Here is a 16,312-nt window from a genome sequence, read left to right on the forward strand (position 1 = left end):
CCTACAGCGGGTTTTCGCGCTCATTGGCAAGCGGAACGATACCGCCGAGATCATCGGCTTCCAGCTCGACAATCCAGAGGTCAGGGTCAAACTTCCGTTCACGCTCAAGCAGTTCCCTGACCTTGACAGGCTCTTCCCGCGTCAGACGCCGCTCGAACAGGCGCTCGCCGCTCGTCTCCCCGTCGAACAGGCTTTGCGGCGCAGGGCCGTAGAGCGTCTCCAGACCATCGCGGAAATGCTGGCGGATGAAAACGGCGCCCGCCTCGTCGGCGCCTTTCGCCTCAACGGCGGCAAAGTCACCCTTGGCGAAAACCCGACGCAGCAGGGCGGAAACGAAGATGTCGGTGCGCAATCTCATCGGCGAGCTATAGCAGACAAACCGGCGGCGGCAATATTGCGGCTGCCCGGTGAATCGACGGGAAGACCCGCCCCATCGCCCTTCTTGGGAGAAGGACTGCCAAATTCCCTGGGTCGCGACCTTCCGACAACTCGAACCTCAACAGTCTGTCGCCCCGTCTCAAATTGATCTTCGGCTTCTCCGGGGAGCACGCAATCGCGTGGAGAACAGTACGCCTTGAGCCGGCTATCCCCACCGCGATGCGCGCGAAAAATCGCCACCTTGATACCGGGATGCCATTTGTCGACCAGGTCGCACTCGCGATCCGTTTGGCAGGTGACTTCGGCGGAGAACGGTTCGGCACCGTCGAGGACCACAGCGTAACGCACTTTGATCTCAACAGCTCTCATATCTTCCGTTGAAACGGAGTCCTGTGAACAAAGGGCGACGACAAGCGCTTGAAGATAAACAGCAATATGCACCTGAACCGCTCCAGGCGACTGACGTTGTTCACCGCCTGATATTCGCGTTATAATTGTGTCGCCATTGCGGCAACCTTCAGAGCGCGCCGATTTCCTTGAGCTTCTTCAGAACGGCCTCGCTGGGCTCGCCGTTCTCGGGAAGGTTGTAGTGCTTCTGGAAATGACGGATGGCGGTGCGGGTCTGTTCGCCCGGCACGCCGTCGACCCCGACGTTGGCGTAGGCCATGTTGCTGAGACCCTTCTGGATCTTCAGGACGAGATCAACGGTCGACAACTCCGCGGACGGTGCGGCTTTCTTTACCGGTGTCGGCGCGGTCTTGACGGTCTTTTCGGCGCTGCGGATGGCGGCCGCGACCGGATCCTCGGCGGATGCCTTCGAGGTCACATCCTCGGGCGGTTTTTCCAGCGGTACGGCCGAGGGGCCGATTGAGTCCGTCCTGAGCGCTGCCAGCACATCGGGCGTCGCCTCGCCTGTTTGCGGCATGCCCACCGTCTCTTCGAAGAAGAGGATCGCCGCACTGGTGCGCGGACCGATCACTCCATCCGGCGTGCCGTTATAGAGGCCGCGCCGCACCAGCTCGGTCTGGATGTCCATGACAATCTGGCTCGGCCGCTGACCACCGGGTGCGGCCGGTGGCGTCGCATTCGTTTGCGTGGCGTCGGCCTCGTCCTGCCGTTCGATTTTGAAGGTCGTGACGTTGCCGCTGTGCTCCTCGGTGGCCGGGCGGCCGCCAAGTACGTTCGGGAAAAGCGCGTCGCGCGTGCGCAAGAACGGGTGCGGATGCGCGCCCGGCTGATACCAGAGCGCGTTGGCGGCAACGAAGCTGAAGATGACAAGGAAGGCCGCGGTGCCGCCGGCGACCGACGGGTTGCGGCCGATCACGCCGCCGAGCGCGCTTGCGCCCTGCAGCCCCAATCCGCCGACGACGGTTGCGCCGGTGAGAAGCAGGCTCGGCCTCTTCTGCCGACCCCTTCTTCCCTTAGGCGATTTTCGCTTGCTCGCGGCCATCGAAAAGCCCCTCTTCCAAAACGCCGACGAACGCCGGCGCTGCCTTCAGTCGCGGCGGGAACTCGACAAGATCGTTGCGGGCAGTACCCGCAGCCGGAATGCCAGAGCCATCCGCTGCAATGGAAATCGTAATGATTGTGCCGGTGCCCGGCGTGCTGGCGATTGCGAAGTCGCCGCCATGCAGCGCCACCAGGCCCTTCACCAAAGACAGACCAAGACCCGTGCCTTCGAATCGGCGGCTATAGTCGTTCTGGATCTGGACAAAAGGTTGACCGAGCATTTCCAGCTTGTCGGCCGGAATGCCGATGCCGGTATCGCTGACGCACAGGTTCAGAACGCCGTCGCGCATCGAAGCATCGATCGAGATCGCGCCGCCCGCATCCGTGAACTTCACGGCATTGCCGACCAGATTGATAAGGATCTGCTGGATTGCGCGCTGATCCGCAACGACCTCGTCGAGACCGCGCTGAATGCGGCTCGTCAGCGTTACACCCTTGGTTTTCGCCTGCAGCGCCAACATCGCCTCGCAGGAGCGGACGACGGCGGCGATGTCGAAGGGTTCGAGGCAGAGCTCGTAGCGCCCGGCTTCTATCTTGCTCATGTCGAGCATGGTGTTGACGACCGAGAGCAGGTGCGCGCCGGACTCCCTGACAAGGCCGACATATTCCCGCTGACGTTCATTCTCGAACTTACCGAAATACTCACCGAGCAGGATGTCGGAGAAGCCGAGGATGGCATTGAGTGGCGTGCGCAGTTCGTGGCTGACGGCAGCGAGGAACCGCGACTTTGCGTCGTTGGCCGAGCGGGCGTCGGCGGCACGGCTCTGCGCTTCCTGCCGCAACTGCTGCTCCAGCGAGACATCGCGTAGCTGGGCGATCACATTGAAGAGGACGCCGTCGCTGTCCTGCCGCGCTGTCATGTCCATGCGCAGGTAGGCAAACTGCCTGTTGTCGCGGGAGACCGAAGGGCGTTCCAGCCGCAGGTCGACGGCGGCAGTCGCCTCACCCTGGCGAAGCTGGTCGAGTGCCTGCAGGAAGAGAATCCGGTCGGAGACGTGTATCTGATCGACAAAGCCCTTGCCGGTCGGATCACGCATCCAGGCGAGATACTCCCGCTTGTCGCGGCCGCCAACGGCGGTGACGTTGCCCAGCGGGTCGAGAAAGAAGGCGAGACCGGCAGTAGCCTCCATGAAGAAGTCTTCGGCAACAGGCGTGGCAACCGCAGCCGTTGCCGTGCTCTGGCGCGAAAGGGCAATGCTACCCACAGCAGAGAACAGGAAGGCCGCGCAAACAGTCGCGACACCCACAGGCAGCGCGATGGCGGGACTGGTGACCAAGGAGAGCCCAATGGGGGCTGCAACGAGAGCCGCCGACGACAGCAGCGCCAGCCGGCGCAGGATCATCAGTTCGCGCTGGCGCACGGCTGTACCCCCTCCAGTCCCGGAGAGCCAGCATTCCACTGCCCGGTCCACGAAGGCTGCCGCCCGCTCTGCGATCTTACTCATTACACGCACGCAATACCCGCCCGAAAAAGGCTCTTTACCAAGGCGGACAATAGGCCTTCGGCGCTTAAGGAAAGGATAAGGGAAAAGCCGCCTCCACACCCAAAAAGAGCGAAATGTCCCGTTTTTGGGCATCTGGAAGCGGCTTTGATTTTTACGGTTAACGGGCGGTAAGCGACGGATTTCGCTTACATTTCGGGCGGCTGTTAACCTTTGTGGCAGCTTCGCCGCAAGGTTTGCCTGCAATTACAGGAGGTGGCCCGTCACATGCTTAACGACGGTCACTACAATTTGACTGAAATGTGGTGCGAATTCCGTTCATTAAAATTCGAGCTAAATTTGCCGCAAATGCCGACGAGTTTCGAAAACTGGTATTCGCAACTCTGCTCTAAGGTCGAAGCACACCGGAAGACCGGACCGATTCGGCAGCAAGACCGCACGGGAAAAACAGGATGGGCAACGACGATGTGGTTTCTGATCAAAGGATCATTCTGGTTCGGGCTTGTGCTCGTGCTCTTGTCGTTCTTCAGCGGCGAAGGCCCGACCAGTTCGCAACCGAAATTGCAGTTTTCCGACGCCTTTGTCGCGGCGACAGGCGCCTATGACTATGTGACCGGCATGTGCGGCGAAAAGCCGGAGGTCTGCGTCAAGGGTGCCGAGACCATGGCGGCGCTCGGCCACCGGGCCCGCGAAGGCGCCCGTGTCGCCTACGAACTCCTGGACAGCCGCTTTGGCGACGTCAACGCCGCCAAGCCCGTTGGCGCAACGAATGCGCCGATCGCTCCTGTCGCAGCCCTTGCGCCGTCCCATACGGAAGCGCAGGTGCAGGAACGGACGGCAGCGCTGAACCAGCCGATGCCCTATCGCCCACCGGTTGACGACGGCGACGAAGCCATCGCCGACACCGTGACGACGGGCACCATTCCCCTGCCAACGCCGCGCCCCGCCACCTGAGAATTCCGCGGGATTTCCCGCAACCAAGCTTGCACCGGCGTCCGCATGACGCGGAAAGTCCCGTGCCTGACGTGCCTGCCCTGTTTATTTTCAGCTTCTGCTGCGCCGCGGGGATGCCCATCCTTCGCGGCATTTCTTTTTAATGGTTCAAATCTGGCCGCGTTTCACCTATATGAAATCATGAGAACGAAAGGCCACAATACATGACGTCCCTGACGCAGATCCTCGATGACTTTTCCTTCCTCGACGATTGGGAAGATCGCTATCGCTATGTGATCGAGCTCGGAAAGGCGCTTCCGGACCTTCCCGACGACAAGAAGACGTCGGCCAACAAAGTGATGGGCTGCGCCAGCCAGGTCTGGCTCGTGACGCATACCGAGGGGGATCCGGACAATCCCGTCATGACCTTCCAAGGCGATTCCGACGCGCATATCGTCCGCGGACTGGTGGCGATCGTGCTCGCAACCTATTCCGGCAAGACGGCATCCGAGATCGCCGTGCTCGACGCCTTCGACATATTTTCGAAGATCGGCCTCGTCGAACACCTGTCGTCGCAGCGCGCCAACGGTCTGCGCTCGATGGTCAACCGCATCCGCGAGGAAGCGCGCGTGCGCGCGGTGGCCTGAGCGGCCACCCTGCCCATCACGAATACAGTTCGGGCCGATAGCCCTCCGCACCCCAATGTTCGACGCGCCGCCGGCGCGCGGGCATGGGTGGATTGTAACGCCGCGATAGCGCCATCAGCGCCGTCCGCAACATCAGCTTGGCGGAACGCACCGGCCACTGGCGCTCACGCTCCACGGTCTCCAGCCCCTTCATGAAGCAGCAGACATCAAGCGCCACGCCGGCAAGCTCGGGGCCCATTACGTCCAGCGCGCGATTGACCGCGACCCGCGCAGCGATGGCGCTGTCGGTGAGATCAGGCATGCCACCGCGCGCTCCTCTAGCACGGCTTGCATGACGCGGCTCCCAAGAGGCGGTGATCCGCAGCTGTAGCTGGCCGCGCGTGAAATCGGCAAACAGCCTTTCCCCAGCGGCAAGCGCATCCTCCGGGAGAAACGGCCCGACACTCTCCTTCAGTCGCGCAAGGCTTGAAAGTGGCGATTCCTCCCGGTTGATCCGCAGCGACTGCCGTCCGCCGTCCAGCCCAGCCACGACATGGCCGATTGCGCCGTGCTGTTCGATGAAGGCTTCCTCCCGGAGTGACGCGGCGCGCCTGAGATAGGAGCGCGCGGGGGGGTAAAGGCAAACCCGCCCGCCCGGCTGACCAGCCCGGCAGAGGCAGCCTCGACCAGCAGAGTTTCAGAAAAGATGTGAGGCGAGCCATCGCCGAGGTGCAGCGACCGGGCCGAACCCTCGGCTGCCTGTTCCCGCGCCTCGCCGCGCCAGGAACCTCAGAAGTTTCACCATGGCCTTGTTCACATCACTCATTCCCGAGCACTCCGTTCGATCGAAACACAGAATTGACCGTCCGCTCGACGCCACATGCGTTCACCCCCCAAAAACACAAAAGCCGGGCTTCCGCCCGGCTCTACAGGATTAAATCCTTGGCAACAATCAGACGCGTCCGCGCTTGCGACGCTGGCCAAGCCCCATTTCTTTTGCGAGGCGCGAACGCGCTTCAGCATAGGCCGGCGCTACCATCGGGTAGTCGACAGGGAGTTCCCATTTCTCGCGGTATTCTTCGGGCGAAAGGCTGTGATGGGTCATCAAATGACGCTTCAGCGACTTGAAGTTGCCACCGCATTCCAGGCAGGTAATCTGCTCATCCTGGACGGATTTGCGCACCGACACAGCCGGCTTCTGCTTCTCGACGACCGCTGTTGCAGTCTGCGGCGTCGACGTGTTGCTGAGTGCCGAATGCACGTCCGAGATCAGGTTGGCGAGATCACCAACTGGCACAACGTGGTTGCTGACATAGGCGGCGACAATATCTGCGGTAAGCTCCACCAGCAATTCCGGCCCGCTACCGGCTGCAGTATCCGTCATATTACGTTTCTCCTGTTTCAATGCTCCAAAGGTCTCGACCCCTTAAGACAAGACCGTTATCGTAGAGCAACAGCAAAAAACTCAGGCTACGGCTACCTGTTTCGAAAAACTGAAATCCACCCCTAGATTCCTGAGGCCGAAACCCGTTCTTATACTGCCTGATTTCAAACTAGTACGCTATCACGCAGTCGACTTCCTCAATTAAACACTGAAATGCAAAGCCAACGAGGAAATAAGCAACGTGATTCTAATTCAATATCAGAACTCTACTTAGATCATCAAATATCACCGTTTTGCGAAAACGCCAATTATTATTTCGTATATATCTACCGAAAAATGCCTCTTCGCAAGAATTGTTCATCGTGAACCCATACACTAACCATTAAGAAATCTGCAAATGGGTGCAAAAATCAACTTAAAATACTGAATCGGAAGCGCTCTCATCTTTTGGCGAGGTCGTCGCGCACGGATTGAGAGCCGAGGCGGTATCCTGTCTGATGCGCGGCCTTGGCAAGGAGGTGCGCCGCTACCGGTGCCGTCAACAGGAAAAAGACGAAGCCAGCAACTGCGCGCGCAAAGACTGCGACCTCGCCCGATGCGATTCCGGCAGCAAAGAGCAGCATGCCCGAACCCACCGTCCCCGCCTTGGAAGCGGCGTGCATCCGCGTGTAGAGATCCGGCAACCGCACCACGCCGACAGCGGCGACGAGCGCAAACAGCGAGCCGGCCAATAAAAGGAAAGCGACGACGAGCGCTGCCGCGTAGTCCATCATTTCTTGCCCTTCCTGCCGTTCTTACCGCTGCGTTTGGCCGCCACTTTGGGCTTTTTCGAGGCACCCCCCGGTTTTTCGCTGTGCCGTTCCGCAACAGTGGCTCGTGACATCACGAAACGCGCGAAGGCGACAGTCGCCAGGAAGCCGACCAGGCCCAGCGCAATGGCAATGTCGATGTAGAGACTGAAGCCTGTTTTAACCGCCAGCACGGCAATGAAGCCGATCGCCGTGCCTGACAGCGTATCGAGCGCCAGTATCCTGTCGGGCAGCGTCGGCCCTGCGGCGACCCGCCAGCCTGCTAGAAGAAAGGCAACGCCGAGGATCACGAGAGCAACCGCGGCGGCCGTGGAAATGATGGCAAGCGGCGCGATCATCGAAATGCCTCTATGATCCGGCGCTCGAAACCGTCGGTGATATCGCGTTTGGTCGCCTCGGGATCGGCGCAATCCAGCGCGTGCACGTAAAGCGTCTTGCGGTCATCGGAAACATCGACCGACAGCGTACCCGGGGTCAGGGTGATCATGTTGGCGAGAAGGGCGATCTCGAAATCGCGGTCGACAGTCAAGGGAAAGGCGAATATGCCGGGTTGCAGCCGCATGTTGGGCGTCAGCACCGTGACGGCGACCCGCCAGGCGGAAATCGCCAATTCCTTCAGAAATAGCAGGGCGAGATGCAGGATTGCCCATGACCGGCGAAGATATCCCCTGCTGCCATAGGGTTCGCGCACAATGGACAAGCACAGGGCGCCGATCGCAAAGCCGAAGGCGAGGTTGTGCGCCGACGCGTTGCCGGTAACGGTGGCCCAGGCGACGGCGAGCAGGACGTTCAGCAGCAAGGCGATCATGGCATCCCTCCATCCGGGAAGACCGACTGCAGATAAGATGTCGGATCGATGAGGCCGGTCGCTGCCGCTTGCGCCATCTCCAGTAATTGTTCTGGGAGAATGCCGAAACCGACGACAAGAGCTGTCAGGATGAACAGCGGCAATCCCGCCTGCCAGCCAATGGAGGCTGCCGTCTGTGGTGCCGCCGCCGGCCGCCAATAGGCAAGCAGGAAGACGCGCCCGAAGACGACGGTCAGCAGGAAGCCGCCGATTAGGATCGCGGCGGCCAGCCACCAGGCGCCGACGTCGATCGATGCCCGGACCAGGATCACCTTCGGCCAGAAGCCGGAAAAGGGCGGCAATCCGCAGGCGGCGATGAGGAGAACGAAGGAGATCGCCGCAAAGCCGCTGTTCCTACGATAGAGGCCGCCGAGCCCGGCTAGCGAGAAACTGCCGGCAACGGCAGCCGCCTGTCCGGCCAGGAGATAGAGCGCCGTCATCAGCACCATGGAATGCAGGGCATAGACGATCGCGCCCGAGAGGCCACCTGGCGTGCCGAGTGCAATGCCGACCAGCATGTTGCCGATGCCCGATATCACGACGTAGCCGAGCAGTTTGCGGATATCGTCCTGCGCCAGCGCGCCGAGCGCGCCGACGATGATGGTCGCAGCCCCCGCCGCGGCGATCACCAGGCTCAATTGCTCGCGCTCGACCGGCAGTAGCATCACCATGATGCGGATCAGAGCGTAGACGCCGACCTTGGTCAGCAGACCGGCAAACAGCGCCGACACGACGATGCGCGGCGTATGATAGGAGGCCGGCAGCCAGAAATTGACGGGAAAGGCAGCCGCCTTCATGGCGAAGGCGAGCAGCACAAGGGCCGACAGGGTCATCAGCGGCGCCGTGTCGCGGACAGTTTCCACCTTGCCTGCGATATCAGCCATGTTGAGCGTACCGAAGACGGCGTAGACGATGCCGACCGAGATCAGGAACAGGGTCGTGCCGATCAGATTCAGCACCGCATATTTCATCGCTCCATCGATCTGCCCGCGCTCCGAGCCGAGGATCAGCATGCCAAAGGACGAAATGAGAAGCACCTCGAACCAGACATAGAGGTTGAAGACGTCGCCCGTCAGGAACGCCCCCGAAACGCCTGCCATTAGAAGCAGCAGGAAGGGAAAGAAACCGTATCGCCGGCCGCTTTCGGTTACGTCCTTCAGTGCATAGAGGCCGCCGGCAAGCGCCGCGATGGCTGCCGTCAAAGCCATCAGCGCGCCGAAGAGATCGACGGTGAAGGCGATGCCGAAGGGCGGAAGCCAGCGCCCCATGACCATGGTCAACGGGCCATGCGCGACCACCTTTAGCAACAGCGCGGCATCCAGCAAGACCAGAACGGCAAGGCCGGGAACGGTGACCTGCGCCTGCAGCCGCATCGAACTGCGCATCATAAGCAGCGCGGCGCCGAGCGTAATGCAGAGCGCGACAGGTGCGATGACGAGCCAGTTTGCCAGCGGCACGGGCGCCGTCACCATCGCAGCGGAAAGATCGGTGATCGTATTTGCCGGAGCCGCCATCTAGTACCCCATCGGCGGCAGTGGCGGATCGACGGGCTCGGCGACACGCATCTCGTCGGTGTTGTCGGTACCGATATCCTGATAGGCGCGATAGGTCAGCACCAGCAGGAAGGCGAAGAAGGAAAATGAGATAACAATTGCCGTCAGGATCAGCGCCTGCGGCAGCGGATTGGCGGCGCCGGCGGGGAGCGCTGCGAGATCTGACGGGATGATCGGCGGCACTTCGCGCGTCAACCGTCCGGCCGCAAACAGCAACAGGTTCACCGCGTTGCCGAGGACGGCGATGCCGAGCATAATGCGGATCGAGAACTTCGACAGCATCAGATAGACCGCGGCGGCGAAGAACAGGCCGACGAGGATCGCAAACAGCGGTTCCATCACTCGACCTCCCTTTCTTCCAGCGCCAGCGCGATCGACGTGATGGCGCCGACGACCACCAGGTAGACCCCGACATCGAAGAGCATGACGGTCGAGAGCGGCACCTCGACACCTGCTATCTCAGGATAGACCCACAGCCCGGTCATGAATGGCACGCCAAAAATGATCGACAGCAGTCCGGCGCAGCACGACATCAACAGTCCGGCGCCTGATATCGACATCGGATGGAAGACGATGGCACGACGCACAGCGCCGACGCCGCGGGCAATACCAAAGATCGCCAGCGCCGAGGCCGCAATCAGCCCGCCGATGAAACCGCCACCCGGCTCGTTGTGGCCGCGCAGCAGGACGAAGATGGAAAAGAGCAGCATCAGTGCCGTCAGCACGGGGGCGATCGTGCGGAAGATCAGCGTGTTCATGGGCGCTCGACTCCGAGATCCTCAGGTGCATCCGGATCGTTTTCCGCAAGCTTTCGCTCGGTCTGCGCGCGGATGCGAATGAGGGCGAGGATCGCAAGGCCGGTGATGGCGACGACCGCGATCTCGCCCAGCGTATCGGTACCGCGGAAATCGACGATGATGACGTTCACAACGTTGGCGCCGTGCGCGATCGTCTTCGAGTAGGCGTTGAAGAACTCCGTCAGTGCGTTGTTGAACGGCGCCTGCATAGCTTTCATCAGAAGCAGCGCGACGCCGCAGCCGCAAGCGATCGCGATGCTGCCGTCGAATATCTTCTGGCCGAGTGGCCGCCGGTCGGTCGGCGACAGTTGAAGGCGGGTCATGACCAGCGCCAGGATGACGACCGACAGGGTCTCCACCATGAACTGCGTGAAAGAAAGGTCGGGCGCACCGAAGAGCAGGAATATAATGGCGACGGAGAAGCCCTGGATGCCGAGCGAGACGATCGCCGTCAGCCGGTCGCGCGCAACGACAACGCTCAACAGGCCGAGAGCGGCGAGTAGGAAAATGGCCCATTCGTGGATCTGGACCTGCTGCGGCCAGACAGGGAGCGCCGGCATTTCGCCGTAGAGCCAGAGCGGAACGAGCAGGATCGCGGCGACGCAGAGGAAGGTGCAGGTGATGTAGAGTTCAAGCCGTCCCGGTTGGATGAGACGCGTCACGCGGACTGACAACCGGATGAGACCGGCGATAAGGTAGTCGAAACCACAATCCGGTCCCGGACCAAGCTTACGCAGTACCACTGCCATGCTCAGACGCGCTTGATCTATCCGCCAATAGACAAGAATGCCGAGTACGATCGTAAGCGCAGACAGAAGCAGCGGCACGCCGACGTGCGGGATCAATGTAATCTCGATCACGCTGGATGATCCACGGATAGCGGACGCCGCCGGAGACGAGATGTAGTGGTGAGCAACTGCAGAGAACACCGCACCGATCAGGCCCAATAGCGCCAGCACGACGGGACCGGCCCATAGCAATGGTGGTGCCTCATGCGGGTGCTTGGGCGTTGCGAGGACTTGCCCGAGAAACGGCTTCAACGCCACCGCGAAGCCGACCGCGAACATCAGCGCATTGCCTGCTACTGCAACCAGTGTAAAGGCGATCGATCGTCGGTCCCCATGCGCCAGCGCGGCATAGATTTCCTCCTTGGCGAGAAAGCCAAAGAATGGTGGCAGACCGCCCATGGAAATCGCCGCGGCAAGGGCGGCAGCAAAGGTCAGCGGCATCGCCTTCCTCAGGCCGCCCAGCCGGGTGATGTCGCGCATGCCGGTCTCATGGTCGATGATGCCAGCGACCATGAACAGCGCTCCCTTAAAGAGCGAATGGGCCACGAGGTAGAGCGCCGCGGCCTCGATCGCATAGGGCGAACCGAAGCCGGTCAGCAACACGAGAAGGCCAAGCGAAGAAACGGTGGTATAGGCGAGTTGCAGCTTGAGGTCGGTCTGGCGGATCGCAAGCAGCGTACCGACGATCAACGTCACGCCACCAAAGAGCGGCAGCAAGGTCTCCCATGCCGATGTCCCGCCCATGACAGGATTGAGCCTCATCAGGAGATAGACGCCCGCCTTCACCATCGTCGCCGAGTGCAGGTAAGCAGAAACCGGCGTCGGCGCCTCCATCGCGTTCGGCAGCCAGAAGTGAAACGGAAACTGCGCCGACTTGGTGAACGCGCCACCGAGAACGAGAATCAGGATCGCCAGATAATATGGATTGGCGCGCAGCAGATCGCCTGACTGCAGCAGCGTCGACAGCTGCGTGGCGTTTGTCGTGCTCCAGATCAGCAATAGGCCCGCCAACAGCAGAAGGCCGCCGCCGCCGGTGACGACGAGCGCCTGCAAGGCGGCGCGACGGGCAGCCGAGCGCTCATGATCAAATCCGATCAGCAGGAAGGACGTGATCGACGTCAGTTCCCAGAAAACGAAGAGCATCAGCAGACTGTCTGACACGACGAGGCCGAGCATCGCCCCCATGAACAGGAAGATGAACGAGAAGAAACGCCCCTGATCCAGGTGACCCTTCAGGTATCCGCCGGAATAAAGCACGATCAGCGTGCCGATCCCGGTAATCAGCAGCGCGAAAGTCAGCGAAAGACCGTCGAGCAGCCAGGCGAAGCGGAGGTCAAAGCTCGGCACCCAGGCATATCCGCCGGCAATCACCTCGCCGCCGGATATTGCCGGCAGCAGGCTGGCGAAGTGCGCAAAGGCCAGCAGCGGCGCAAGCGCCAGTAGCCAGGCGGCCTTTGCGCCAAGGGCGCGAACGAGAAAGGGAGCAACAACGGCACCGAGCAGTGGCAGACACAAGGCCGCAAATGTCAAAGCCGTGACACCGGCCATGTCCTCTCCTCTGCTCGCAACGCTGCATAAGGCCGGCGAACGCCGGAAGCATCGTCAGGTGTAAGAGAAGAGAAGCCTCGCCTCAAGCCTTCTCCGTTCGCAATCGGCGGTTGGGTGCAGGATACTCACAGGGAACGGGACACGTCTAGGCCGGCGTCCATTGAACATCGGCAACCAGGTGCTCCGTGCGTGCCGACCTTCGCCGTCCCCATAAAAATGCGATCGGCACTGCAGTTTCCGCCATCCCAGAGCTCGGTCGCCGTGACAAACATCTCTTGATCCAACCAGCTTCCCGCACCACATTGCTGTCAAAAATCAAAGCCGTACCCCCCGGCGCGAAAGGAACAGGCCATGGCCGATACGACAATCGCCAAATTTCACAAGACCGATGCGGAATGGAAGGAACAGCTGACGCCCGAGCAATACCGGATCACCCGGCAGCACGGTACCGAGCGTGCCTTCACCGGCCCCTATTGGGATTCTTTCGAGACCGGGCTCTATCGCTGCGTCGGCTGCAATTCGCCGCTATTCCGCTCGGATACGAAGTTCGATGCAGGCTGCGGCTGGCCGAGCTATTTCGAAGCGGTCTCGCCCGACGCGGTGACCGAACACCGCGATACGACCTACGGCATGGTCCGCACGGAAATCCGCTGCGGCGCCTGCGATGCACATCTGGGCCACGTCTTTCCCGACGGCCCGCCGCCGACCGGCCTGCGCTACTGCATCAACGGCCACGCGATGGTGTTCGAGCCCGGGAACTAACGTTCCGGCGCGAAGGCCGGTTAGAAGCGTTCGACGACCGCACGGACGCTTTCATCCAGTGACAAGCGGGACGTGTCCAGTATCGCGCATTTCTTCGCCACGGCCTCGCGGCGGAGGAAGGATGCCCAGATCATCATTTCGGCGTTGGCAAGCTCTGGCTGCCGACGCTCGATCGCCAGGCGATGCGTTCGTGTTTCGTCGTCGCAATCGGCCAGCAGCGGCAAATACGCAATGCCTGCTGCGGCTGCCGCCTCCTCCAGAAATGCAAGGCGCATCTGGCCTTCGAGCAGTTGATTGCGGCCGGCGCGCTGAGCCTCTGCAAGACTCTCCAGCCATTTGAAGGTCATGGCTCGCTGCCAACCGGCCGGCGAGCCGTACTCCGCCGTCATCTGGAAGAGCGGGGGAACGCCGATATCGTCGAAATGGTGGACATCGATCTCACCCGCAAACCGGGCGGCAATCGCCTTGGCGATCGCCGTCTTGCCCGATCCCGAAGCGCCGGTGAGAACGATAAGGCTCACTTCGTAACCCTAAGCTCCATGCAGATCAGGTCGAGCCAGCGGCCGAACTTGGTGCCGACTTCCGAAAAGGTTCCGGCAACGCGGAAGCCGAGCTTTTCGTGCAGCTTGATGGAGGCTGCGTTCGCCGCCTCGATGCCGGCGATCATCACGTGGATATTGGCGTTGGCGGCGCGCGCGATCAGCGCCCGCATCAGCAACTCGCCGATGCCCGCGCCGCGGCAATCCTTGTCGACGTAGACCGAGTGTTCGACCGTGTAGCGGTAGCCATCGAAAGCCCGCCAATCGCCATAGGAGGCATAGCCTGCGACCTTGCCGTCCTTTTCCGCAACGATGACGGGGAAGCCCTTCGCCTTGCGCGCCTTGAACCATTCGATGCGGTTGTCGAGATCAACCAGCGTCTCGTTCCAGATCGCGGTCGTATGCTCGACAGCGTGATTGTAAATATCGCGGATCGCCGGGAGGTCGGCTTCGATGGCATCGCGCACGAGAACGGCGTCGGTCATATCAAGTCCAGTTTCAGTTCGGTTCTGGCAAGCGGCATACGCCCCGCATTCGGCGTTGTAAACCAAATCGAGCGAAGGAACGACGGTCCGCGCCCAGGTCGGCGCATCACGCCGCACCGGACCACAGACATTGGCTTGTCGCGCCTGGGCGCAACAATCAGAGGCCCGTGTTTGCCATGCTGAAGCAGGTGAGGACCGCCGAATAGTGAACGGCCGCCGCGGCCACGACGAAGCCGTGCCAGATGGCGTTCTGGAAGCGCAGCTTTTCCCACACGTGAAAGACGACGCCGAGAGAATAGATGAGACCGCCGACGAGGATCAGGAGCATAGATACATAGGGGATACGCTCCGCCACCGGCCCGGCTACGAGGATGCCGCTCCACCCCATTCCGAGATAGAGAAGGATGGCGAGCTTGTCGAAGCGCCCAGGAAAGGCGCATTTCAGGAAGATGCCGAGCGCTGCGATCACCCAGATTCCGATCAGCATCCCGAACAGAAGCGGACTATCGGCACCGCGCTCCAGGAAGGGGGTGTAGGTGGCGGCGATCAGGATGAAGATCGAGGAATGATCGAGACGGCGAAGGTACCACTTCGCCCGCGAAACCGGCCAGGCGTTATAGGAGAAGGAGATGCCGATCGTCAGCACCAGGCCGACACTGTAAATCCAGGCCGCGGCGAGTTCGCCGTGGGAGCTCCAGAGCGTGGCGTAAAAGATCAGGACGGTCGCGCCGATGAGCGCAAACGCCAAGCCCACGCCGTGGACGACGCCGTCGGCGATTAGCTCGTACTTGTCGTAAGCCCAGCGGATGCCGTTGAACTCTGTCATGCTGGAAACCCCTCACCTTTCCACCCGATCGTCGCACCGAAACGGTGTGCAGGCAACACAACAGAGATGGCGAACCATTAAATCTTCGTGAGCTTTGGACACCGATTTTTGCGCTTGGAGATATAAGGGCGAAAAGCAAAAGGGTAGCCGCGAAAAGCGGCCACCCTGATAGCACGACAGACAAATCAGCCCATGCAATCCTCGCAAAGGGGCGCATAAGGAACGGCCCCGAGGCGCTCCTTGGAGATCGGCTCCCCGCAGCGAACGCAGGTGCCATAAGTGCCCTTCGCGACCCGGTCGAGGGCGGCGTTGATGGCCCGCAGCTCTTCCTGGCCGGCCTGGCCGAGCCCCTCGAGCACTTCGTCGTTCTCGCTCTCGGTCGCGCGATCGTCGCTGTCCTGCTCCTTGGTGCGCCCGAGATCGACGTCGATGCGGCTCAACCGCGATTCAAGCTCGCGCTGGCGATCGCGCAGGATCTTCTCATAGGTCTGCATGTCGGTCATGGATGTTCCTCCATCGGTCCTTTGCCGTTTTTCTTCTTAGCGCTGCCTATCGACCAGCACCGAGCATTTGGCATGCCTGACGACACGGTCGGCGGTGGCGCCGATGAAGTAGTTGCTGAAGTCGGGGGTATGAGAAGCGATAATGATGAGATCCGCACCATGCGCTTCCGCGGCAGCGAGGATGCTATGGGCCGGGCGGCCGTGACCAATCTCGATCATTGCCGGAATGCCGCTGGTGCGGATCAGCATGCCGAGCCTCTCCTGGGCATCATCGATTGCATTCTGGATCAGTTCGGCGGGCAGATCGATCGCGACATAGGTGGGTACGTCCTCGACGACGTTGAGCAAGATGATCTCACCTCCCGTATCCAGGAGCGTCGATGCTTTGCGGAACGCCTTCTCGCCGCGGTCCAACGCGCCTATTTCGATCGGAACGATGATTTTCTTATACATTCAGGCCCTCCAGCGGTGCCGTTTCCAACTGCCCACATCCTCTCAGGAGATAAATAAGGCGCTTTGATCAAGATCAAGATCGGCGCAGATCGTCGTCAACGATCGTCGAACGCTGAATCGCCAAAAACTG

Annotated in this window: 21 protein-coding genes; 3 read left to right on the top strand and 18 right to left on the bottom strand. The window is 61.2% G+C overall.

Annotated elements, in window-relative coordinates:
* Position 1: 1 nt before the first annotated feature.
* From FHX09_RS12160 to FHX09_RS12175, 4 genes are all read right to left on the bottom strand, one after another.
* Positions 2-358 (bottom strand): DUF1491 family protein, encoded by a 357-nt coding sequence (locus FHX09_RS12160; protein ID WP_007801167.1) that lies wholly within the window; start codon positions 356-358, stop codon positions 2-4.
* On the bottom strand, positions 355-819 hold the full coding sequence (locus tag FHX09_RS12165; protein WP_184450028.1) for a hypothetical protein: 465 nt from the start codon (positions 817-819) through the stop codon (positions 355-357). The genes FHX09_RS12160 and FHX09_RS12165 overlap by 4 nt, the downstream gene beginning before the upstream one ends.
* Positions 820-895: 76 nt before the next feature.
* Complete coding sequence (locus tag FHX09_RS12170; protein ID WP_132592078.1) at positions 896-1,828, bottom strand: peptidoglycan-binding domain-containing protein; 933 nt, start codon at positions 1,826-1,828, stop codon at positions 896-898.
* A complete protein-coding gene (locus tag FHX09_RS12175; protein ID WP_132592080.1) occupies positions 1,800-3,332 on the bottom strand; it encodes a HAMP domain-containing sensor histidine kinase in 1,533 nt (510 codons plus the stop codon). The genes FHX09_RS12170 and FHX09_RS12175 overlap by 29 nt, the downstream gene beginning before the upstream one ends.
* 462 nt (positions 3,333-3,794) lie before the next feature.
* Between FHX09_RS12175 and FHX09_RS12180 the strand changes: the two genes are divergently transcribed.
* Positions 3,795-4,283: a DUF5330 domain-containing protein gene (locus tag FHX09_RS12180; RefSeq protein ID WP_132592082.1), complete on the top strand. Its 489-nt coding sequence runs from the start codon at positions 3,795-3,797 to the stop codon at positions 4,281-4,283.
* Between the two features lie 203 nt (positions 4,284-4,486).
* Positions 4,487-4,909: a SufE family protein gene (locus FHX09_RS12185; RefSeq protein ID WP_132592084.1), complete on the top strand. Its 423-nt coding sequence runs from the start codon at positions 4,487-4,489 to the stop codon at positions 4,907-4,909.
* Between the two features lie 16 nt (positions 4,910-4,925).
* Here the strand turns inward: FHX09_RS12185 and FHX09_RS12190 are convergent, their stop codons facing one another.
* The 9 genes from FHX09_RS12190 to FHX09_RS12230 form a co-directional block, all read right to left on the bottom strand.
* The gene (locus tag FHX09_RS12190; protein WP_132592086.1) at positions 4,926-5,438 is read right to left on the bottom strand and encodes a DUF6456 domain-containing protein; all 513 of its coding nucleotides are present in this window, start codon (positions 5,436-5,438) and stop codon (positions 4,926-4,928) included.
* A gap of 402 nt (positions 5,439-5,840) precedes the next feature.
* Entirely contained in the window at positions 5,841-6,272 is a 432-nt protein-coding gene (locus tag FHX09_RS12195; protein ID WP_007801148.1) for a MucR family transcriptional regulator, read from the bottom strand.
* A gap of 440 nt (positions 6,273-6,712) precedes the next feature.
* A complete protein-coding gene (gene mnhG, locus FHX09_RS12200; RefSeq protein ID WP_183721327.1) occupies positions 6,713-7,045 on the bottom strand; it encodes a monovalent cation/H(+) antiporter subunit G in 333 nt (110 codons plus the stop codon).
* Positions 7,042-7,419, bottom strand: a complete 378-nt coding sequence (locus tag FHX09_RS12205) for a cation:proton antiporter (RefSeq protein WP_007801144.1) — start codon at positions 7,417-7,419, stop codon at positions 7,042-7,044. Before FHX09_RS12205 ends, mnhG begins: the two co-directional genes overlap by 4 nt.
* On the bottom strand, positions 7,416-7,889 hold the full coding sequence (locus FHX09_RS12210) for a Na+/H+ antiporter subunit E (protein ID WP_132592090.1): 474 nt from the start codon (positions 7,887-7,889) through the stop codon (positions 7,416-7,418). The genes FHX09_RS12205 and FHX09_RS12210 overlap by 4 nt, the downstream gene beginning before the upstream one ends.
* A complete protein-coding gene (locus FHX09_RS12215; RefSeq protein WP_132592092.1) occupies positions 7,886-9,442 on the bottom strand; it encodes a Na+/H+ antiporter subunit D in 1,557 nt (518 codons plus the stop codon). Before FHX09_RS12215 ends, FHX09_RS12210 begins: the two co-directional genes overlap by 4 nt.
* A complete protein-coding gene (locus FHX09_RS12220) occupies positions 9,443-9,820 on the bottom strand; it encodes a Na+/H+ antiporter subunit C (RefSeq protein WP_007791881.1) in 378 nt (125 codons plus the stop codon). It abuts the gene before it with no gap.
* Positions 9,820-10,239: a Na+/H+ antiporter subunit B gene (locus FHX09_RS12225; RefSeq protein ID WP_007791885.1), complete on the bottom strand. Its 420-nt coding sequence runs from the start codon at positions 10,237-10,239 to the stop codon at positions 9,820-9,822. Before FHX09_RS12225 ends, FHX09_RS12220 begins: the two co-directional genes overlap by 1 nt.
* Positions 10,236-12,614, bottom strand: coding sequence for a putative monovalent cation/H+ antiporter subunit A (locus FHX09_RS12230; RefSeq protein WP_132592094.1), 2,379 nt, complete (start codon positions 12,612-12,614; stop codon positions 10,236-10,238). Before FHX09_RS12230 ends, FHX09_RS12225 begins: the two co-directional genes overlap by 4 nt.
* A 351-nt stretch (positions 12,615-12,965) precedes the next feature.
* Between FHX09_RS12230 and msrB the strand changes: the two genes are divergently transcribed.
* Entirely contained in the window at positions 12,966-13,376 is a 411-nt protein-coding gene (msrB, locus tag FHX09_RS12235) for a peptide-methionine (R)-S-oxide reductase MsrB (RefSeq protein WP_132592096.1), read from the top strand.
* A 20-nt stretch (positions 13,377-13,396) separates the two neighbouring features.
* Here the strand turns inward: msrB and FHX09_RS12240 are convergent, their stop codons facing one another.
* The 5 genes from FHX09_RS12240 to FHX09_RS12260 all read right to left on the bottom strand — a co-directional run bounded on the left by FHX09_RS12240 (position 13,397) and on the right by FHX09_RS12260 (position 16,182).
* Positions 13,397-13,897 (bottom strand): hypothetical protein, encoded by a 501-nt coding sequence (locus tag FHX09_RS12240; RefSeq protein WP_007791895.1) that lies wholly within the window; start codon positions 13,895-13,897, stop codon positions 13,397-13,399.
* Complete coding sequence (locus tag FHX09_RS12245) at positions 13,894-14,400, bottom strand: GNAT family N-acetyltransferase (protein ID WP_007791898.1); 507 nt, start codon at positions 14,398-14,400, stop codon at positions 13,894-13,896. Before FHX09_RS12245 ends, FHX09_RS12240 begins: the two co-directional genes overlap by 4 nt.
* A gap of 157 nt (positions 14,401-14,557) precedes the next feature.
* The gene (locus FHX09_RS12250; protein WP_132592100.1) at positions 14,558-15,226 is read right to left on the bottom strand and encodes a hemolysin III family protein; all 669 of its coding nucleotides are present in this window, start codon (positions 15,224-15,226) and stop codon (positions 14,558-14,560) included.
* Between the two features lie 185 nt (positions 15,227-15,411).
* A complete protein-coding gene (locus FHX09_RS12255; RefSeq protein ID WP_007791904.1) occupies positions 15,412-15,729 on the bottom strand; it encodes a TraR/DksA family transcriptional regulator in 318 nt (105 codons plus the stop codon).
* Positions 15,730-15,765: 36 nt separating this feature from the next.
* Positions 15,766-16,182: a universal stress protein gene (locus FHX09_RS12260; RefSeq protein WP_132592102.1), complete on the bottom strand. Its 417-nt coding sequence runs from the start codon at positions 16,180-16,182 to the stop codon at positions 15,766-15,768.
* Between the last annotated feature and the right edge of the window lie 130 nt (positions 16,183-16,312).

Origin of the sequence: Rhizobium sp. BK538 (assembly GCF_014197575.1) — a bacterium.
GTDB lineage: Bacteria > Pseudomonadota > Alphaproteobacteria > Rhizobiales > Rhizobiaceae > Rhizobium.